At 72.2% G+C, this 15,790-nt stretch carries 10 protein-coding genes; 4 read left to right on the forward strand and 6 right to left on the reverse strand.

Translation table 11 applies throughout. The features are described 5' to 3' along the window. Nucleotides 1–230 precede the first annotated feature (230 nt). The 4 genes from C9J87_RS05125 (at nt 231) to C9J87_RS05140 (ending at nt 7,242) form a co-directional block, all read left to right on the forward strand. Nucleotides 231–1,265: a glycosyltransferase family 2 protein gene (locus C9J87_RS05125; protein ID WP_107704891.1), complete on the forward strand. Its 1,035-nt coding sequence runs from the start codon at nt 231–233 to the stop codon at nt 1,263–1,265. Beyond that, entirely contained in the window at nt 1,262–2,101 is an 840-nt protein-coding gene (locus tag C9J87_RS05130; RefSeq protein ID WP_107704892.1) for a hypothetical protein, read from the forward strand. Before C9J87_RS05125 ends, C9J87_RS05130 begins: the two co-directional genes overlap by 4 nt. A 61-nt stretch (nt 2,102–2,162) precedes the next feature. Then, a complete protein-coding gene (locus C9J87_RS05135) occupies nt 2,163–4,307 on the forward strand; it encodes a glycosyltransferase (protein WP_107704893.1) in 2,145 nt (714 codons plus the stop codon). A gap of 4 nt (nt 4,308–4,311) precedes the next feature. Beyond that, a complete protein-coding gene (locus tag C9J87_RS05140; protein ID WP_107704894.1) occupies nt 4,312–7,242 on the forward strand; it encodes a glycosyltransferase in 2,931 nt (976 codons plus the stop codon). A gap of 55 nt (nt 7,243–7,297) precedes the next feature. On the opposite strand, the gene ftsY is transcribed toward C9J87_RS05140, so the two are convergent. The 6 genes from ftsY to C9J87_RS05170 form a co-directional block, all read right to left on the reverse strand. After that, nucleotides 7,298–8,428 carry a signal recognition particle-docking protein FtsY gene (gene ftsY / locus C9J87_RS05145; protein ID WP_010833722.1) on the reverse strand — a complete coding sequence of 377 codons (1,131 nt, stop codon included), beginning with the start codon at nt 8,426–8,428 and terminating at the stop codon, nt 7,298–7,300. A 45-nt stretch (nt 8,429–8,473) separates the two neighbouring features. Further along, nucleotides 8,474–8,653: a hypothetical protein gene (locus tag C9J87_RS05150; protein WP_036491045.1), complete on the reverse strand. Its 180-nt coding sequence runs from the start codon at nt 8,651–8,653 to the stop codon at nt 8,474–8,476. A gap of 170 nt (nt 8,654–8,823) precedes the next feature. Next, entirely contained in the window at nt 8,824–9,267 is a 444-nt protein-coding gene (locus tag C9J87_RS05155) for an acyl-CoA thioesterase (RefSeq protein WP_010833723.1), read from the reverse strand. Beyond that, on the reverse strand, nt 9,264–12,821 hold the full coding sequence (gene smc, locus C9J87_RS05160; protein WP_010833724.1) for a chromosome segregation protein SMC: 3,558 nt from the start codon (nt 12,819–12,821) through the stop codon (nt 9,264–9,266). Before smc ends, C9J87_RS05155 begins: the two co-directional genes overlap by 4 nt. Before the next feature lie 98 nt (nt 12,822–12,919). Beyond that, entirely contained in the window at nt 12,920–14,188 is a 1,269-nt protein-coding gene (locus C9J87_RS05165) for an MFS transporter (RefSeq protein ID WP_010833725.1), read from the reverse strand. Between the two features lie 51 nt (nt 14,189–14,239). After that, nucleotides 14,240–15,781: an LVIVD repeat-containing protein gene (locus tag C9J87_RS05170; protein WP_010833726.1), complete on the reverse strand. Its 1,542-nt coding sequence runs from the start codon at nt 15,779–15,781 to the stop codon at nt 14,240–14,242. Between the last annotated feature and the right edge of the window lie 9 nt (nt 15,782–15,790).

Consider the following 15,790-nt stretch of genomic DNA (forward strand, 5'->3'; position numbering starts at 1 on the left):
ACGCGTAGTAGCCGTCCACAGAACCTCCAGGGAACGTTCGGGGGTGGGCCACGCCTGCGCGACGACGGTGTCGTGCACGGGTCCACCTGATACGAGAACCCTGACCGCGCGACGTTTCACCGCTCGCCGCTTCATGTTGCGTTCGGGCAACAGATTTCGTCGTGGTGTTACGTCCGCATGAACGACGCCGCCCGGGCGCACAGCGGCCGCTCATCGATACACTCCCCCGCATGACCGGAAGCAGCGCCGATCGCACGGCGCGCACCGGCGTCGTACTCGTCAATCACGACAGCGCCGAGGACACCGTCGGCTGCATCGCGTCCCTCGAGGCCTCGCACGACCTCGACATGGACGTCGTCGTGGTGGACAACTCGGCCTCCGCGCAGTCACTGGCGACCCTGCGTGCGCTCGTGGGCGACCGTGCAGTCGTGCTGTCGAGCGGCGGCAACATCGGCTATGCCAGCGGCTCCAACGTCGGCATCCGGCACTGCCTGGAGCGCGGCAACGAGTTCGTCTGGCTGCTCAACCCCGACACCCGGATCGAGCCCGAGACGCTGCCGCGCCTGCTGGAGCTGCTCGCCGACGTGCCCGACTGCGGCGTGGTCGGGCCCCGGATCGTGCAACCGGCCGCCCCCGGCGCCCCCGAGACGGTCTGGTTCGACGGCGGCATCGTCGACGAGGCCAAGGCGGGCGAGACACGACACGTGCACCAGGGCCGCGAGCTGGCCAAGGTCAGCGCCCCCGTCGCGCGCGACGTCGACTACGTCACCGGGGCGTCGCTCCTCACCCGCCGGACCGTGCTGGAGACGGTCGGGCTGCTGCCGGAGGACTACTTCCTCTACTTCGAGGAGACCCACTGGTGTCGCGACGTCCGCCGCGCCGGCTGGCGGGTCATGGTCGAGCAGCGGGCGCGCATGGTGCACCACCAACGCTCGAGCGGGGCGCTGCCGTCGCCGTACCACCTCTACTACATGACGCGGAACCGCTACCTGTTCGTCGAGCGCGCGCTCGGCGGCGACGGTGAGGCCGCACTGGGCCAGCTCGAGGGCAAGTGGCTCAAGAACTGGCGCCGCAAGGTCGCCGCCGCGGCACCCGAGTGGCTCGACGAGTTCGACTCGCTGGTCGAGCTCGCGGCCACCGACGCGCGCGCCGGACGTGACGGGCGCAATGATGCTGTCTCACACGTGCCGTGGCCGGACGATGTGGAGCGCGGCGAGGAGCTCGCCGTCGCGACCGACAAGGGGACCGAGGTGAGCGACCGATGACGACCAAGGGCCGAGACGACGTCGCCACCGTGATCGAGCGGACGCTCGCCGGTGGCCCGCGTGTCCTGCACATCGCGCTCGATGCCTCGACGGTGCCGGTCCGGCTCGCGCAGGAGCACGACCGGGAGGTCGAGTGCCTGCGCTGGCCCGCCGAGCCGGACGAGCAGTGGGGTCCCGACGTGGGCCGTCGCGACGCCGTGGACGACTGGGCACAGCCCTTCCTGGTCGCGCCCGTCGACGTCGTGGTCGTCGAGGACGTCCTCGACGAGAGCCACGACGCCGACCAGTTCTTCCGCACCCTCGGCACCGGCGCCCTGGTGCCGGGCGCGCTCGTCGTCGTCTCCGGTGTCCGCGACCTCAGCGGACCGATCGCCTCGGCCGGGTTCGTGCTCGAGTCCGACGCCGCCGTGGCACTCGACGAGCGCCGCCACATCACGGTCGCGCGCTTCCCCTCGTTCACCACCGCCCGGCCGCAGTCCCCCGACGCCGACGAGGCGAGCGCCGCCGAGGTCCGCCGACTCGCCCACGAGCTCGAGCGCACCCGTGAGCTGCTCGCCCGGGAGCGCGCCACCATCGCCCGGGAGATGCAGTCCGGCAAGGACGAGCTGCTCTCGATGGACCGTCAGGTCAACGACCTCCAGGAGCGCCTGCAACGGCTACGCCACAAGAACGTCCTGCTCCGCGCCCGCGTCGCCCAGGTCTCGCGCGAGCGCGACCTCGCCCAGGACCAGGTCGCCTCGCTCGAGCAGGACCTCTTCCTGGCCCGCGACTCTCGCGCCGTACGCGCCGTGGCAACCGTGGTCGAGCGGGCACGTCGCCGCAAGGACGGCGCATGAGCACCCCACGACGTTCTTCTCCCCCGCTTCGCTCCTCCGAACAACGCCACGGGGACCCCGCATGAGCCCCGGCTCGACCTCGCCTCACGACGCGGAGGAGCTCTCCTCCGTCGACCGGCGGCGCGCGGCCTACCGCCAGCTCATCGACGGCGAGCTCGCGACCGGCGACAGCGAGCGCGTGCTGTTCTTCGTGCACTCCGTCGACCTGCGCCACGCCACCCCCGACCTGATCGCGGCCGCGGGGCTCGGGCTCGCGCTGGCCGACCGTGGCTACGGCGTGCGGCTCGTCCCCCGCCACCGGTGGCACCTCGGCGGAGCCGCCGACATCTGGATCGCGACCACCCCCGACGCCGATCCCTCCCAGGCTCCGGCCGGCGCCTGGCGGATGGCGTGGGCGCACAGCGACGTCGAGGCCTGGGCCGAGCTCGACCACCTGATGGCCTACGACCAGGTCCTGGTCGGCTCCGAGGTGGGCCGCAGCCTGCTGTCGACGACCTCCGCCGGCCGGCTCGACGTGCTGCGCAACGCCGCCGACACCGAGCTCTTCGCGCCTCGCGAGCCCGACACCGAAGCGCGCGACGGCGTCGCCAGCCTGGGCGTGTACGTCGAACGCGGCCGTGCGATCCAGCCGCTGATCAACGACGTGCGGTTCACCGTGCCCCTGACCGTCTATGCCGAGCCGCAGCGCAACATGCGCTCCAGCCTCCTCGGCCGGCTCGAGGAGCCCATCGCCTGGCTGCGCGCCCCCGAGGTGCTGACCCGCTCCGCCCTGACGGTGATCGAGCTGCCCAGCACCGCGGTCGGCGATGCCACGATGCCGGCCCACTTCTTCGAGAGCATCGCGTGCGGCTCGCTGCCGATCGTCAACTCCAGGCTGGGCGCCACCGAGGCGGGGCTCGAGGTCCCGACCTACACGACCTCGGAGGGACTGGGTGACCTGATCACGTCGCTGCTGGCCGACCCCGAGGAGATCGGCTCCCTCGTCGCCGACCTGCGCGAGCGCGTCGCGCGCGAGCACACGTGGGACCTGCGGGCGCGCGAGCTCGAGGACTGTGTGGCCACCGGGCGACGCGACCAGTCGACGCCGCCACCCCAGCGGGCACTGCACTACTTCCCGGACTACAACCGCGCCAACCCCTACCAGGGGATGCTCTTCGCCGGGCTCGGCTCCGTCGATGCCTATCCGAAGGCCGTCAGCGACGTGATCGAGCACCTCGAGAACCGCTCGGTCGCGTCGGTCCCGGGGATCCTCAACATCCACTGGACGACGCCGATCCTGCAGTACGCCACCGGCCCCTTCCGGGCTGCCATCGAGCTCGACCGCTTCAGCGCCGCCTTGCACAAGTTCCGCACCGCGGGCGGTCGACTGGTGTGGACGCTGCACAACGTCCTGCCGCACGAGGCGCGCCACGTCTGGGCCGAGACCCAGCTGGCGCAGCTCCTGGCCGACCGGGCCGACGCGATCCACGCGCTGTCCGAGATCACCGCGCGCCAGGCCTCCGAGGTGCTTCGCCTCGACCCGCGCCGCGTCGTGGTCATCGAGCACTCGAGCTATGTCGGGCAATATCCCGACTGGATCAGCCGTGACGCGGCCCGCGCCCAGCTCGGGCTGTCCTCGCAGGACAAGGTGCTGGTCGCCCTGGGCGGCATCCGGCCCTACAAGGGCCTGGGGCGGCTGCTCGACGTCTTCCACGAGCTCGCCGAGGAGGACGCCAGCCTCCACCTGCTGGTGGCTGGCAAGCCCGCCGCCAACGAGGAGACGGCCGGCCTGCAGCGACGCTGCGAGCAGTCCTCACGGGTGCTCTCGGAGTTCTCGCACGTGCCCGACGACCAGCTGCAGGTGTGGTTCGGCGCCGCCGACCTCGCGGTGCTGCCCTACTCCCGCATCCTCAACTCCGGCGTCTTCTGGCTCGCGCAGACCTTCGGCCTGCCGATCGTCGGCCCACGCACCGGTGCGCTGCTCGACCTCGCCGACGAGCCACACGTGCGCCTGTTCAACCCGCGCGACGACCGCTCCCTGAAGGAGACCCTGCGCTCGACGATCAGCGAGCTCGTCGACGACCCCGAGCGGGCGAGGGCTGCGCACGCGTCGTCGCTCGACGCCGCCCGGTCCCGCCCGCCGCAGCGCATGGCGAAGGACTTCGCCACGTTCATCGAGCCGATGCTGACCGGTCAGGACCGAGCCTCTCGGCGGGCCGCGGGGTGATCGCGTGATCGAACCCCTCATGAGCTCGGCGGCCCGGCACTCCGCCCGTGACCTGGTCGCGTCGGGGCTGCTCGACCTCGACTGGATCGGCGCCCAGCTCGGCACCCAGCCGACCACGGCCGAGGACGCCGCCCGCGCCGTCATCAACACCCCGGACATCTCCCCGCACCCGCTCTTCGAGGCGACCTGGCTGCCGGGCAAGGGCGTGTGGCAGGCCGGTGACCTGCCGCCGTCGCTCTGGTACGTCACCGAGGGCCCGCGTCGCAACCGGCTGGCCCCCCACCCGCTCATCAACACCGAGCGGATCCTCGAGGAGAACCCCGCCGCCCGCGACCACGAGTTCGGTCCGCTGGCCTGGTGGTCCGACCACGCGACGCGCGAGACACCGATGCCGGTCCGTCGCGGCTACCCGCACCTGCAGTGGGGCGAGTTCCGCGACAACGCGCTGCGCGCCGCCCGCGAGTGGCAGGTGCTGTCCTACCTCGACGCCAACCCCGGCGCGCACCAGCACTCCCCCGACACTGCCGGCCCGGTTGTCACCGTGCTGATGAGCGCCCAGGACGTCGGCCCGCTCCTCGAGCCGACGATCGCGGCCCTCCAGGACCAGACCCTCGACCAGTGGGAGCTGCTCGTCCTCGACCGCGGCTCCATCGACGCCACCAGCAGCGTGGCGACCGAGGCCGCCACCCGCGATCCCCGGGTCCGGGTCGTGCTCGGCTCCCGCACCCAGCTCGGTCGCACCCTCAACCGCGGCATCCAGCGCGCCCGCGGCGAGTTCCTCGCCTTCCTCGAGCCCGGTCACCTCTGGCATCCCGAGTTCCTGGCGCGCGGCGTCGGCGTGCTCCGAGCCGGCGACCGCTCCGCCGTCCATGCGTTCGCCGGCCCCGACACCCGGCTGTCGGGCGAGCTCGTCACGCCGTCCCAGTTCGACCTGGGGACGACGTTGGTACGCCGTACGACCCTCGAGGAGGTCGGGACCTTCGACGAGGGCGAGTCGGAGGAGACCGTCACGACCTTCGTCGAGCGGCTCCGCTCGTCGCAGATCGTCGGCTGGGCCAACCCGCTCGTCCTCGTGCGTGGCGTCACCGCGGACGCTCCCACCACCGTCAACTGGGAGGCTGCCCAGGCCACCGCGCGCGTCGCGGGGCGCACCAGCATCGTGCTGCCGATGGGCCACGGCTCCCGTGGCACCGTCGACTGGCTGCTCGCCGGGCAGCCGGACGTCGAGGTCGTCGTGGTCGCGACCCGGGACCGCCGCGGACCGCACCTCCTGACCTCGGCGCTGGCCGGCCTCCTGCCCGCGGTCACCAGCATCTCGGTGCCGGCCGGCACCCGGATCTCGGCGGCGACCAACATCGGGATCGCGCACACCACCGGCGACCGCGTCGTCCTCCTCCGCCCGGAGGCCCAGCCCGCGCCCGAGCTCCTGGCGCGCCTCGCCGAGACCCTCGCCGATCCCGACGTCGCCGTGGCCCAGCCACTGGTGCTCGACCGTCGGGGACTGATCATCTCCGCCGGCGCCGGGTTCCCGAAGAACGACGGCCGCCTCGGACTCCTGTTCGCCGGTCACCCGTCCTCCGACGCACGCCGGCTCGGCGAGACCGAGATCCCGGCGCCCGCCGCCCCCATGGTGGCGCTGCGCGCCGATGCCCTGCTGGCGCTGCACGGGCTCGACACCACCTTCCCCGACGTCCTGGCCGAGACCGACCTGGGGCTGCGCGCAGCCGCCACGGGCGTCGGGCGCAGCGTGCTGGTGCCCGACGTGAGCGTCACCTCGCGCACGGCCTACGCCGAGCCCGCCGACCTCAAGATGGCGATGGCTGCGCTGCGCTCGCGCCGGCACACGATCCCCGAGGACCACACCGGCGAACTGTGGCTCTCCACCGGGTTCGAGGTCACCGGGATCCGCACCCAGCGCGTGTCCGCCGACCCCGACGACCCCGACTCCGACTCCGTCCTGCTGCAGCAGCAGGTCGTCCGCCACGTGCGCGGCATCGACGAGCACCCACCGCGCCTGCGCTGGACGATCGACACCGCGGCGCCGGCCGGACCGCGCGGCGAGCGCTGGGGCGACACACACTTCGCCCGTTCCCTCGGGGCTGCCCTCGAGCGCAGCGGTCAGGACGTCTCGGTCGACTCCCGTGACGCACGGCACCGGTCCTCGCGCGAGCACGACGACGTCGTGCTGGTGCTGCGTGGTCTCGATCTGGTCGAGCCGCACCCGACCGCGCTCAACATGCAGTGGATCATCAGCCACCCCGACCTGGTCTCACTGACCGAGCTCAAGTCCTTCGACCTCGTCTACGCCGCCAGCCTCAGCTGGCCCGCTCAGGTGCGCCGCGAGTGGGGCCTCCCGGTGGAGCCGCTGCTGCAGTGCACCGACCCGCGCTTCTTCAACCCCGACCGGGGCGTCCCGGACACCGGCCCGGCCGTGCTGTTCGTCGGCAACTCGCGCGGCGTCTTCCGCCAGGCGGTCCGCACCGCCCTGTCCGCCGAGGCCGACCTGACGGTGCACGGCGCCGACTGGGACGAGTTCCTCGACCCTGCGGCGGTCGCGTCGTCCGGCGTGCCCAACGACGAGGTCGGGGCGCTGTATGCCTCCGCCGGTGTCGTCCTCAACGACCACCACGTCGACATGCGCCGCGACAGCTTCCTGTCCAACCGGCTCTTCGACGCGGCTGCGTGTGGTGCCCGGATCGCCACCGACCCGGTCGCAGGCCTGCGGGAGACGTTCGGCGACCTGGTCCAGCCCTTCCACGACGAGAGCGACCTGGCGCGGCTGATCACGCCGCCGTACTCCGCCTTCCCCGACATCGAGACCCGCCGCGCTCAGGCGCTGCGGATCATCGCGGGGCACACCTTCGACCAGCGCGCCGAGCGACTGGTCAAGGACGCCGTCACCGCACTGCGTGATCGCGAGCGCGCCCGGCGCTGAGGCGGTTCAGCCGCCGCCACGGAGTGATCCGGGGCCGGAGAGTCGCTGAGGTTGTTCAGCCGCCGAGGAGTGCGTCGACGAACGCGCCAGCGTCGAACGGCGCGAGGTCGTCGGCGCCCTCGCCGAGACCGACGAGCTTGACCGGGACGCCGAGCTCGCGCTGCACCGCGACGACGATGCCGCCCTTGGCCGACCCGTCGAGCTTGGTGAGCACGATGCCGGTCACGTCGACGATCTCGCTGAAGACGCGAGCCTGGATCATGCCGTTCTGGCCGGTGGTGGCGTCGAGGACGAGCAGCACCTCGGTCACGGGCGCCTGCTTCTCGATGACCCGCTTGACCTTGCCGAGCTCGTCCATGAGGCCGGCCTTGTTCTGCAGGCGTCCGGCCGTGTCGACGATGACGGTGTCCACGCCCTGCTCGACGCCCTGCTTGACGGCCTCGAAGGCGACGCTGGCGGGGTCGGAGCCCTCGGGGCCGCGGACGACGTCGACGCCGACCCGCTCGCCCCACGTGGCGAGCTGCTCGACGGCCGCGGCACGGAACGTGTCGGCCGCGCCGAGGGTTACCGTGAGGTCCTCCGAGACGAGGATGCGGGCGAGCTTGCCGACGGTGGTGGTCTTGCCGGCCCCGTTGACGCCGACGACCAGCACGACGCCGGGCTGGCCGTCCGCACCGCTCACCTGCAGGCGACGGTCCATGGTCGGGTCGACGAGCTCGAGCAGCTCCTCGCGGAGCACGGCGCGGGCGTCGACGACCTGGCCGCCCTCGACGCGCAGACGGGTCCGCAGGCGCTCGACCAGCTGGGTGGTGGGAGCGACGCCGATGTCGGCGGTCAGCAGGGTGTCCTCGATCGACTCCCAGGTGTCCTCGTCGAGGCGGTCGCGGCTCAGCAGGGCGAGCAGGCCGCGGCCCAGAGTGCCCTGGGAGCCCGCGAGGCGCTGGCGCAGCCGGACGAGGCGTGAGGCCGTGCTCTCCGGCTTCTCGAGCGCCGGCCGCTCGGGTGCCGGGACCTCGGTCGGTGTCTCGACGTCCGCCTCGGTGGGCGGGGGTGCGATGACGTCGGTGCCGGCGCGCGGCACCGAGGGAGCCTTGCCGCGGCGGCCGGTCAGCAGGCCGACGAGCATCAGCACGCCGACGACGGCGATGCCGATGATCAGATAGAGCCAGTCACCCAGGAAGTCCATGGGCGCAATCCAATCACGCTGCCCACGACGGGGCTCAGGCGAGGATCAGGCGCGGATGTCCTCGTGGTCGCCGATGGTCGGCAGCGAGTCGACGCCCTTGCGCATCGCGTCCCCGAGCTGCGGGACGACGGGCAGCTGCTGCCCCCGGTGCGGGTAGGCGACGTACAGGACGACCGCCGCCGAGACGACGAGGACGAGCAGCATCATGAGGACGAACGCCAGCATGTGGTTCAACTCCCGAGGTGTTGTGCACGTGCCTACACCGTGGCACAAGGGCCGCGCGGAGCGCGATTCAAGACCCCCCTCTGCGGTGTGTCGCCCACCACATCGGTCGTGCCCGGCGGTGCGTGACCCACCTTGTCGTACGGCGACCTGTGGCTCACCCGCCGCGGTGCTCAGCGCAGCAACGGCTCCACGGCCGCGCGGATCACGTCGGGCATCGCCACGACCGGGCGGTTGCCGGCGCCGTGCTCGTTGTCGACGTAGACGTGCACGAACCGGCCCTCGGCGGCCGCCTCGTCGGAGTCGCCCTGGAACAGCCCGATGCGGTAGACGATCGAGGAGTTGCCGACCTTGTCGACGACCATCCCCATCTCGATCGGGTCGGGGAAGCCGATCTCGCGGAAGTAGCGGCACGACGTCTCGGCCACGACCCCGATCTGCGGCAGCGCCCGGACGTCGACCCCGGTCGCCTCGTAGAGGTGGGCGTTGACGGCCGTGTCGAAGAGCTCGTAGTAGGTCGCGTTGTTGAGGTGGCCGTAGGCGTCGTCGTCGCGCCAGCGCGTCGTCGCGGTGCGCCACGCGACGTAGTCGGCGCGGGTGGGGCGAGGGGCGCTCATGCCGACTCCGCCCGCTCGAGGCGCTGGGAGATGACGGTGGTGACGCCGTCGCCGCGCATCGTGACGCCGTAGAGCGCGTCGCCGACCTCCATCGTGCGCTTCTGGTGGGTGATGACCAGCAGCTGGGAGTTCTCGCGCAGCTCCTCGTAGATCTCCAGCAGCCGTCCGAGGTTGGTGTCGTCGAGCGCCGCCTCGACCTCGTCGAGGATGTAGAACGGCGAGGGGCGGGCCTTGAACAGCGCGACCAGGAACGCCACCGCGACCAGCGAGCGCTCGCCACCGGAGAGCAGCGAGAGCCGCTTGACCTTCTTGCCGGCCGGTCGGGCCTCGACCTCGATGCCGGTGTTGAGCATGTCGTCGGGGTCGGTGAGCACCAGCCGGCCCTCGCCACCCGGGAAGAGGCGGGCGAAGGTCGAGTCGAAGGCCTTCTCGACGTCGGCATAGGCCTCGGTGAACACCTGCTGCACGCGGTCGTCGACCTCACGCACGATGTCGAGGAGGTCCTTGCGGGTGCGCTTGAGGTCCTCGAGCTGCTCGGTGAGGAACTTGTGCCGCTCCTCCATCGCGGAGAACTCCTCGAGCGCGAGCGGGTTGACCCGGCCGAGCTGCGCCAGCGCACGCTCGGCGGTCTTGAGCCGCTTCTGCTGCTCCTCGCGGACGAACGGCACCGGCTCGGGCGGGGTCTCGTCCTCGGCGACCCCGAAGAACGGCACCAGGGTCGTCGGGCCGTAGTCGTTGATCAGGCCGTCGGCGTCCAGGCCGAGCTCCTCGAGCGCGCGCTCCTCGAGCTGCTCGATCCGCATCTTCTGCTGGGTGCGCGCCATCTCGTCGCGGTGCACGGAGTTGACGAGCTCGTCGTGCTCGCGGCCCAGGTCGCGCAGGGTTCCACGCACCGTCAGCAGCTGCTGCTCGCGCTCCTGGCGCGACTCCTCGACCGCTGCCCGCGCGTCGGCCGCCAGCATCACGCTGCGCTCCAGGCGCTGGAGCACCACCGTCACCCCCGCATTGACCGCATCGGCAGCAGCGCCCTCGCGGATCAGCCGCTCGCGACGCTCGGCGGCCTTGGCCCGCGAGTCACGCTCGGCCCGGGCAGCGCGCAGCAGCGAGTCGGCGCGACCGTTGAGCGCCCGGGCCCGCTCCTCGGTCGTGCGCAGCGACAACCGGGCGTCCATCTCGCCCTGACGGGCAGCCTTGGCCACCTCGACGAGGCGTTCGCGCTCGGTGACGTCCGGCTCCTCGTCGGGCGACTCCTCGGCGGTGGCGAGTCGCAGCTCGAGGTCGGCGAGACCGGCGCTGTCGCTCTCCCGAGCCGTCTCGGCCGAGGCGATCGCGCGCTCGAGCCGCTCGGCCTCGCCGCGTGCGGATCGCGCCTGCGAGCCGTACTGCCCCAGCTCCTCGGCCACGGCGGCGAGCGTCGCGTCCGACTCGTGCAGCTTGGCGAGCGCGACGTCGGCGCGCTTGAGCGCGTCGTGCCGCTCCGCCTCGAGGCGGGAGATCTCGAAGCCGAGGCGCTCGGTCGAGGCCGTCGCCTCCTGGAGCTGACCGACCGCCTCGTCGACCGCGGCCTGGATCTCGAGCAGGCTCGGCTGGCTCGACGAACCACCGGCCGCGAAGTGCGCCCCGATCAGGTCACCCTCCCGGGTCACCGCGGTCAGGTCGGGCAGGTCGGCGACGAGGGCGCGCGCGGCGGCCAGGTCGTCGACGACGGCGATCTTGAACAGCAGCCGGGCGACGGCGGCCCGGAGCTCGCTCGGGGCCTCCACCGCGTCGAGGGCGTACGTCGCGTGCGGGGGCAGGGCAGGCCAGGCCGCCTCGTCCACGGGGCCGCCGCTGAGCAGCATCCCCGCCCGACCGAGGTCGTCGCCCTTGAGGTGCGCGATCGCCTCGAGCGCCGCATCGGCGCCGGTGACGACGACGGCGTCGGCGGCGCTGCCGAGGGCGGCCGCCACGGCCGCCTCATAGCCCGACCGCACGCTCAGCAGGGCTGCCACCGAGCCCACCAGCCCGGAGACGGAGTCGGAGTCGGTGGCTGCGAGCAGGGCGCCGGCGCCGTCCTTGCGGTTGAGCCCGATCTCGAGGGCGTCGCGACGGGCGACGAGCCCGGCCCGGTCGCGATCGGCCTGCTGGGCCTCCTCGCGGGCCTTGGCCAGGCGTTCGTCGATGTCGTCGAGGGCGGCGACGGCCGCCTCGTGCTCGGCGTCCAGGCCCTCCTCACCGGCGTCGAGGCCGGCGACCTTCGTCTCGAGCGCGGTGAAGTCCTTGGTGGCCCGCTCGGCGCGGGCGAGCGCCTCCTCGCGGGCGGCGGAGAGCCGGCCGATCTCGTCGGCGGCCGCGGCGGCGCGCGACTTCAGCGCGTTGACCTGGCCGTGCAGCCGGGCGAGGCCCTCGCGCCGGTCGGCGGCGGCTCGCACCAGCCCGGCGATGCGGCGCTCCTCTGCTGCCGCGGCCTCCTCCGCCGTACGCCGATCGGCGACCGCAGTCTCGAGAGCGGTGCGGTGCTCCTCGACCTGCGTGCCGATGGCCGTCTCCTGCTCACGGACCCGCGCGGCCTGGGCCTCGAGCTCGTCGGGGTCGCGACCGGAGTCGACCGTGTCCATGTCGGCGGCACCAGCGGCGTTGCGCAGGCGTTCAGCCGCCAGCGACTGGGTGCCGCGCAGGCGTTCGCGCAGGCCGGAGAGGGCGAACCAGGTCTCCTGGGCCTTGGCCAGCTGGGGCAGGTCGGTGCGGAGCGCGGCCTCGAGGGTCGCTTCCTGCTCGCGTGCCTGCGCCAGCGCCGCCTCGACCTCGGCGCGGCGCTCGACGAGGATCGTCTCGTCGGCCATCTCCTGCTCGAGCGCGTGCCGCGCGGTGACCAGGTCATCGGCCACCAGCCGCGCCCGGGCGTCTCGCACGTCCGCCTGCACGGACGCGGCCCGGCGGGCGACCTCGGCCTGGCGTCCGAGCGGCTTGAGCTGGCGCCGGATCTCGACGAGCAGATCGTTGAGCCGGTCGAGGTTGGCCTGCGTGGAGTCGAGCTTGCGGAGCGCCTTCTCCTTGCGCTTGCGGTGCTTGAGGACGCCAGCAGCCTCCTCGATGAAGCCGCGGCGGTCCTCGGGGGTCGCGTGCAGGATCGTGTCGAGCTGGCCCTGGCCGACGATGACGTGCATCTCGCGGCCGATGCCGGAGTCGCTCAGGAGCTCCTGCACGTCGAGCAGCCGGCAGCTGTTGCCGTTGATGGCGTACTCAGAGCCGCCGTTGCGGAACATCGTGCGCGAGATCGTGACCTCGGCGTACTCGATCGGCAGCGCACCGTCACTGTTGTCGATGGTCAGCTGGACCTCGGCGCGCCCGAGCGGCGGGCGACCGGAGGTGCCGGCGAAGATGACGTCCTCCATCTTGCCGCCGCGCAGCGACTTGGCGCCCTGCTCGCCCATGACCCAGGCCAGCGCGTCCACGACGTTGGACTTGCCGGAGCCGTTGGGCCCGACGATGCAGGTGATCCCGGGCTCGAGCTGGAGCGTCGTGGCGGACGCAAAGGACTTGAAGCCCTTCAGCGTGAGGCTCTTGAGATACAACGTGCAGCTCCCCTGCAATTTCGTCAGTCGCGGTGAGTACGGCGTCTGTGTAATACGGGTGGGGCATCCTTGCAGACGCCGGGGGAAGCACGTCCACCCTAACGGCCCGGACGGGACTCCTCGGGGAGGTGCGCGCCGCCCGTCTCGTCGGCGTGGGCGATCTTGGCCAGCTCGCGCCAGACCAGCGCCAGCGTCAGCCCGGACCCCACGAACGCGAACCACCACGGCGCGGTCACGCCCCACTGCTGCGCGATCAGGCCGCCGAGCAGCGAGCCGATCAGCATGCCGCCCATCACGCACAGCATGTAGACCGAGCCGACGCGCCCCTGGAACTCCGTGGGCACCGCACGCTGGCGCACCGCGTTGGACAGGGTGCCCCAGACGAAGGCGTAGGCGCCGAAGAAGAACATCAGCGGGTAGGCGGCGTACGGCGACGTCGTGAACGCCATCGCCAGGTGGAAGACCACCTCGCACAGCAGCACGGCGCGCATCAGCGTCGCGAGCGGCACCCGCTTCTCGATCCGTCCGTAGGCGAACGTGCCGAGCAGCCCGCCGAGCGCTGAGGCCGTGGTCAGCAGGCCGAAGCCCGCCTCGCCGATCCCCACCCGCTCGAGCGTCCAGAGCACCAGCACCGACCACGGGGCCGCCCACGTGATGTTGAAGGCGACGATCACGAGCGCCAGCGTGCGCACCGGGCCGTTGCCCGCCAACCAGCGCACGCCCTCGACGATGTCCTGGCGGACGTGGGTGTCGACGTGCGCGCGCACGGCGCCCTTGGGCGTGGCGATCTGCGAGACCAGCACGACGCCGAGCCCGACGCAGATCGTCTGGATGAGGAAGGGCCAGACCATCCCGGCCGCGAACAGCAGCGCGCCGAGCGCGGGGCCGATCAGCTGGTTGGCCGTGAGGAAGCCGAACTGGATGCGGGCGTTGGCGATGCCGAGGTCGCGCTTGTCCACCAGCATCGGCATCAGGGTGCTCGTGGTCGTGTCCGCGAACACCTCGGCGACCCCGACCAGGAACATCGCCGCCAGCACCAGCCAGATGTTGACCTGCCCGCTGTAGATCACGGCGCACAGCCCGACCAGGACGATCGTCCGGGCGCCGTCCATCGCCATCACCACGACGCGTCGGTCGAGCCGGTCGGCGAGCGCGCCGGCGACGAGGCCGAACAGCAGCCACGGCAGCTGGCGCGCGATCGCCGCGGCCGCCACCAGCACCGGGTCGTGGGTCTGCGAGGCGACCAGCAGCGGCCCCGCGGCCATCATCAGCCCGTCGCCGATGTTGGTGGTCCACGACGACGCGACGAGCCAGCGGAAGCTCACGCCGAGCCGCGAGGGAAACACGGTCTCGACGATTGGGCTCACAAGTCCGGGAGCCTAACCGCGCTCCCGGACCGGGCCCTACGGGTTTTCGCCTCAGTCGCGGTGCAGGATGCGGCGGCGCCGTACGACGACCAGCAGGGCGCCGAGGCCACCCAGCACCCCGACGGGCACCGCGTCGACGAGCCTGAGGTCGGCGCCCGAGCCGCCCGGCAGCAGGACCGGGTCGGGCACCGCACCGACGGCGTCACCGTCGACGTCCACGGCCAGCACGTCGAGGCCACGCACGAGGTCGACGGAGTAGGCCAGGTTGGTCTTCTTGCCGGTGGCGACGCCGCGCGAGTTGTAGACCGGGACCCAGTAGCTGTCCCAGACCTCGGAGGCACCGAACCAGGCGAAGCCGTGGCTGCTGGGCGCGAGCGGGTCGGACACGTCGATGATCTGGGTGCCACCGCCGTAGTAGCCCACCGACACGAGCCCGGACTGGTGGTAGTCGAACCAGTGGGCCGAGCAGAACGCCCCGACCGGCAGCGGGTACGTCGCCAGGTCGGCCAGCTCCACCTTGGCGAGCGGCACGATGGACCCGTCGGAGCCGTCCATCCGCTTGACGTGCCAGGTCTGGAACGACCCGGCGGTCGCGCAGTTCGTGTCCTCGTAGTCCTCCTCGGTGACGAGCAGGATGTTGCCGTTGGCCAGCGAGGGGGCCGCGTCGGGGCGGAAGGCTCCGGCGTTGGGGTGGAAGGAGTTGTGGTGGATGAAGTTGTTGTAGCCGTTGGTCATGCCGCCACGCGACGAGTCCCCGGCCGCCCCCGTGTTGGCGATCTCCACGGGGCGCACGGGGTTGGAGACGTCGAAGACGTAGGACCCGCCCGCACCCGTGTGGACGCCGCGACCGGCGCCGTCGAAGTTCCACTTGTGCCCGCCCCAGCCGACCGCGTCGGAGCGGAACGGCTGCACTCCCCCGGCGACCGGGTCGCTGTCGACCTCGACGGGCCGGTCGAGGTCGCTGAGGTCGAAGATCGAGAAGCTCCCCTGGCCGGGCACCTGGCTGTCGTCGCCGGCGGAGTAGACGTAGCGGCAGTCGGTGTCGACGACGCAGGTGACCGTGTGGGTGCTGGTGGTCGAGGGGACCCGCGAGCGGATCCTCGGCGCCGTGGGGTCGGTGACGTCGACGACGATCAGCTCGTAGTCGCCGCGCGCCGGGTCGTTGACGTGCTCGATGTCGCCGGGTGAGGCCTGGTAGAGGTCGACGCCGATGAGGGCGAACCGCTGGGTCACTCCACCGACCTTGCGCTCGCCGCAGTTCATCGCCTCGTTCTCGAACTGCAGGCTCGGCAGCGTGCCGACCCGCTGCGGATCGAGCGGGTTGCTGATGTCGTGCACGACCACCGAGTCGAGGCCGGACATGACGAACAGGGGCGCCGTCTTCATGAAGCAGCCCGAGATCCCGGCCGAACCGGGGTTGCTGTCGACGAGGCTGACGCTCGGGCTCATGACGACCGGGGCACTGAGGCCGGCGTCGTAGCTGCCCTGCTTCTGCTCCAGCCGATCACGATCGCCGTGGGCGAGGGCAGGGGCACTCACGCCGACGGTGGCGGCGAGGGTGAGGGCCGCGACCGCGGCGGGGAGGGTGCGCATGGCACCTCA

This window comes from Nocardioides allogilvus (genome assembly GCF_003047285.1).
GTDB classification, from domain to species: domain Bacteria; phylum Actinomycetota; class Actinomycetes; order Propionibacteriales; family Nocardioidaceae; genus Nocardioides; species Nocardioides allogilvus.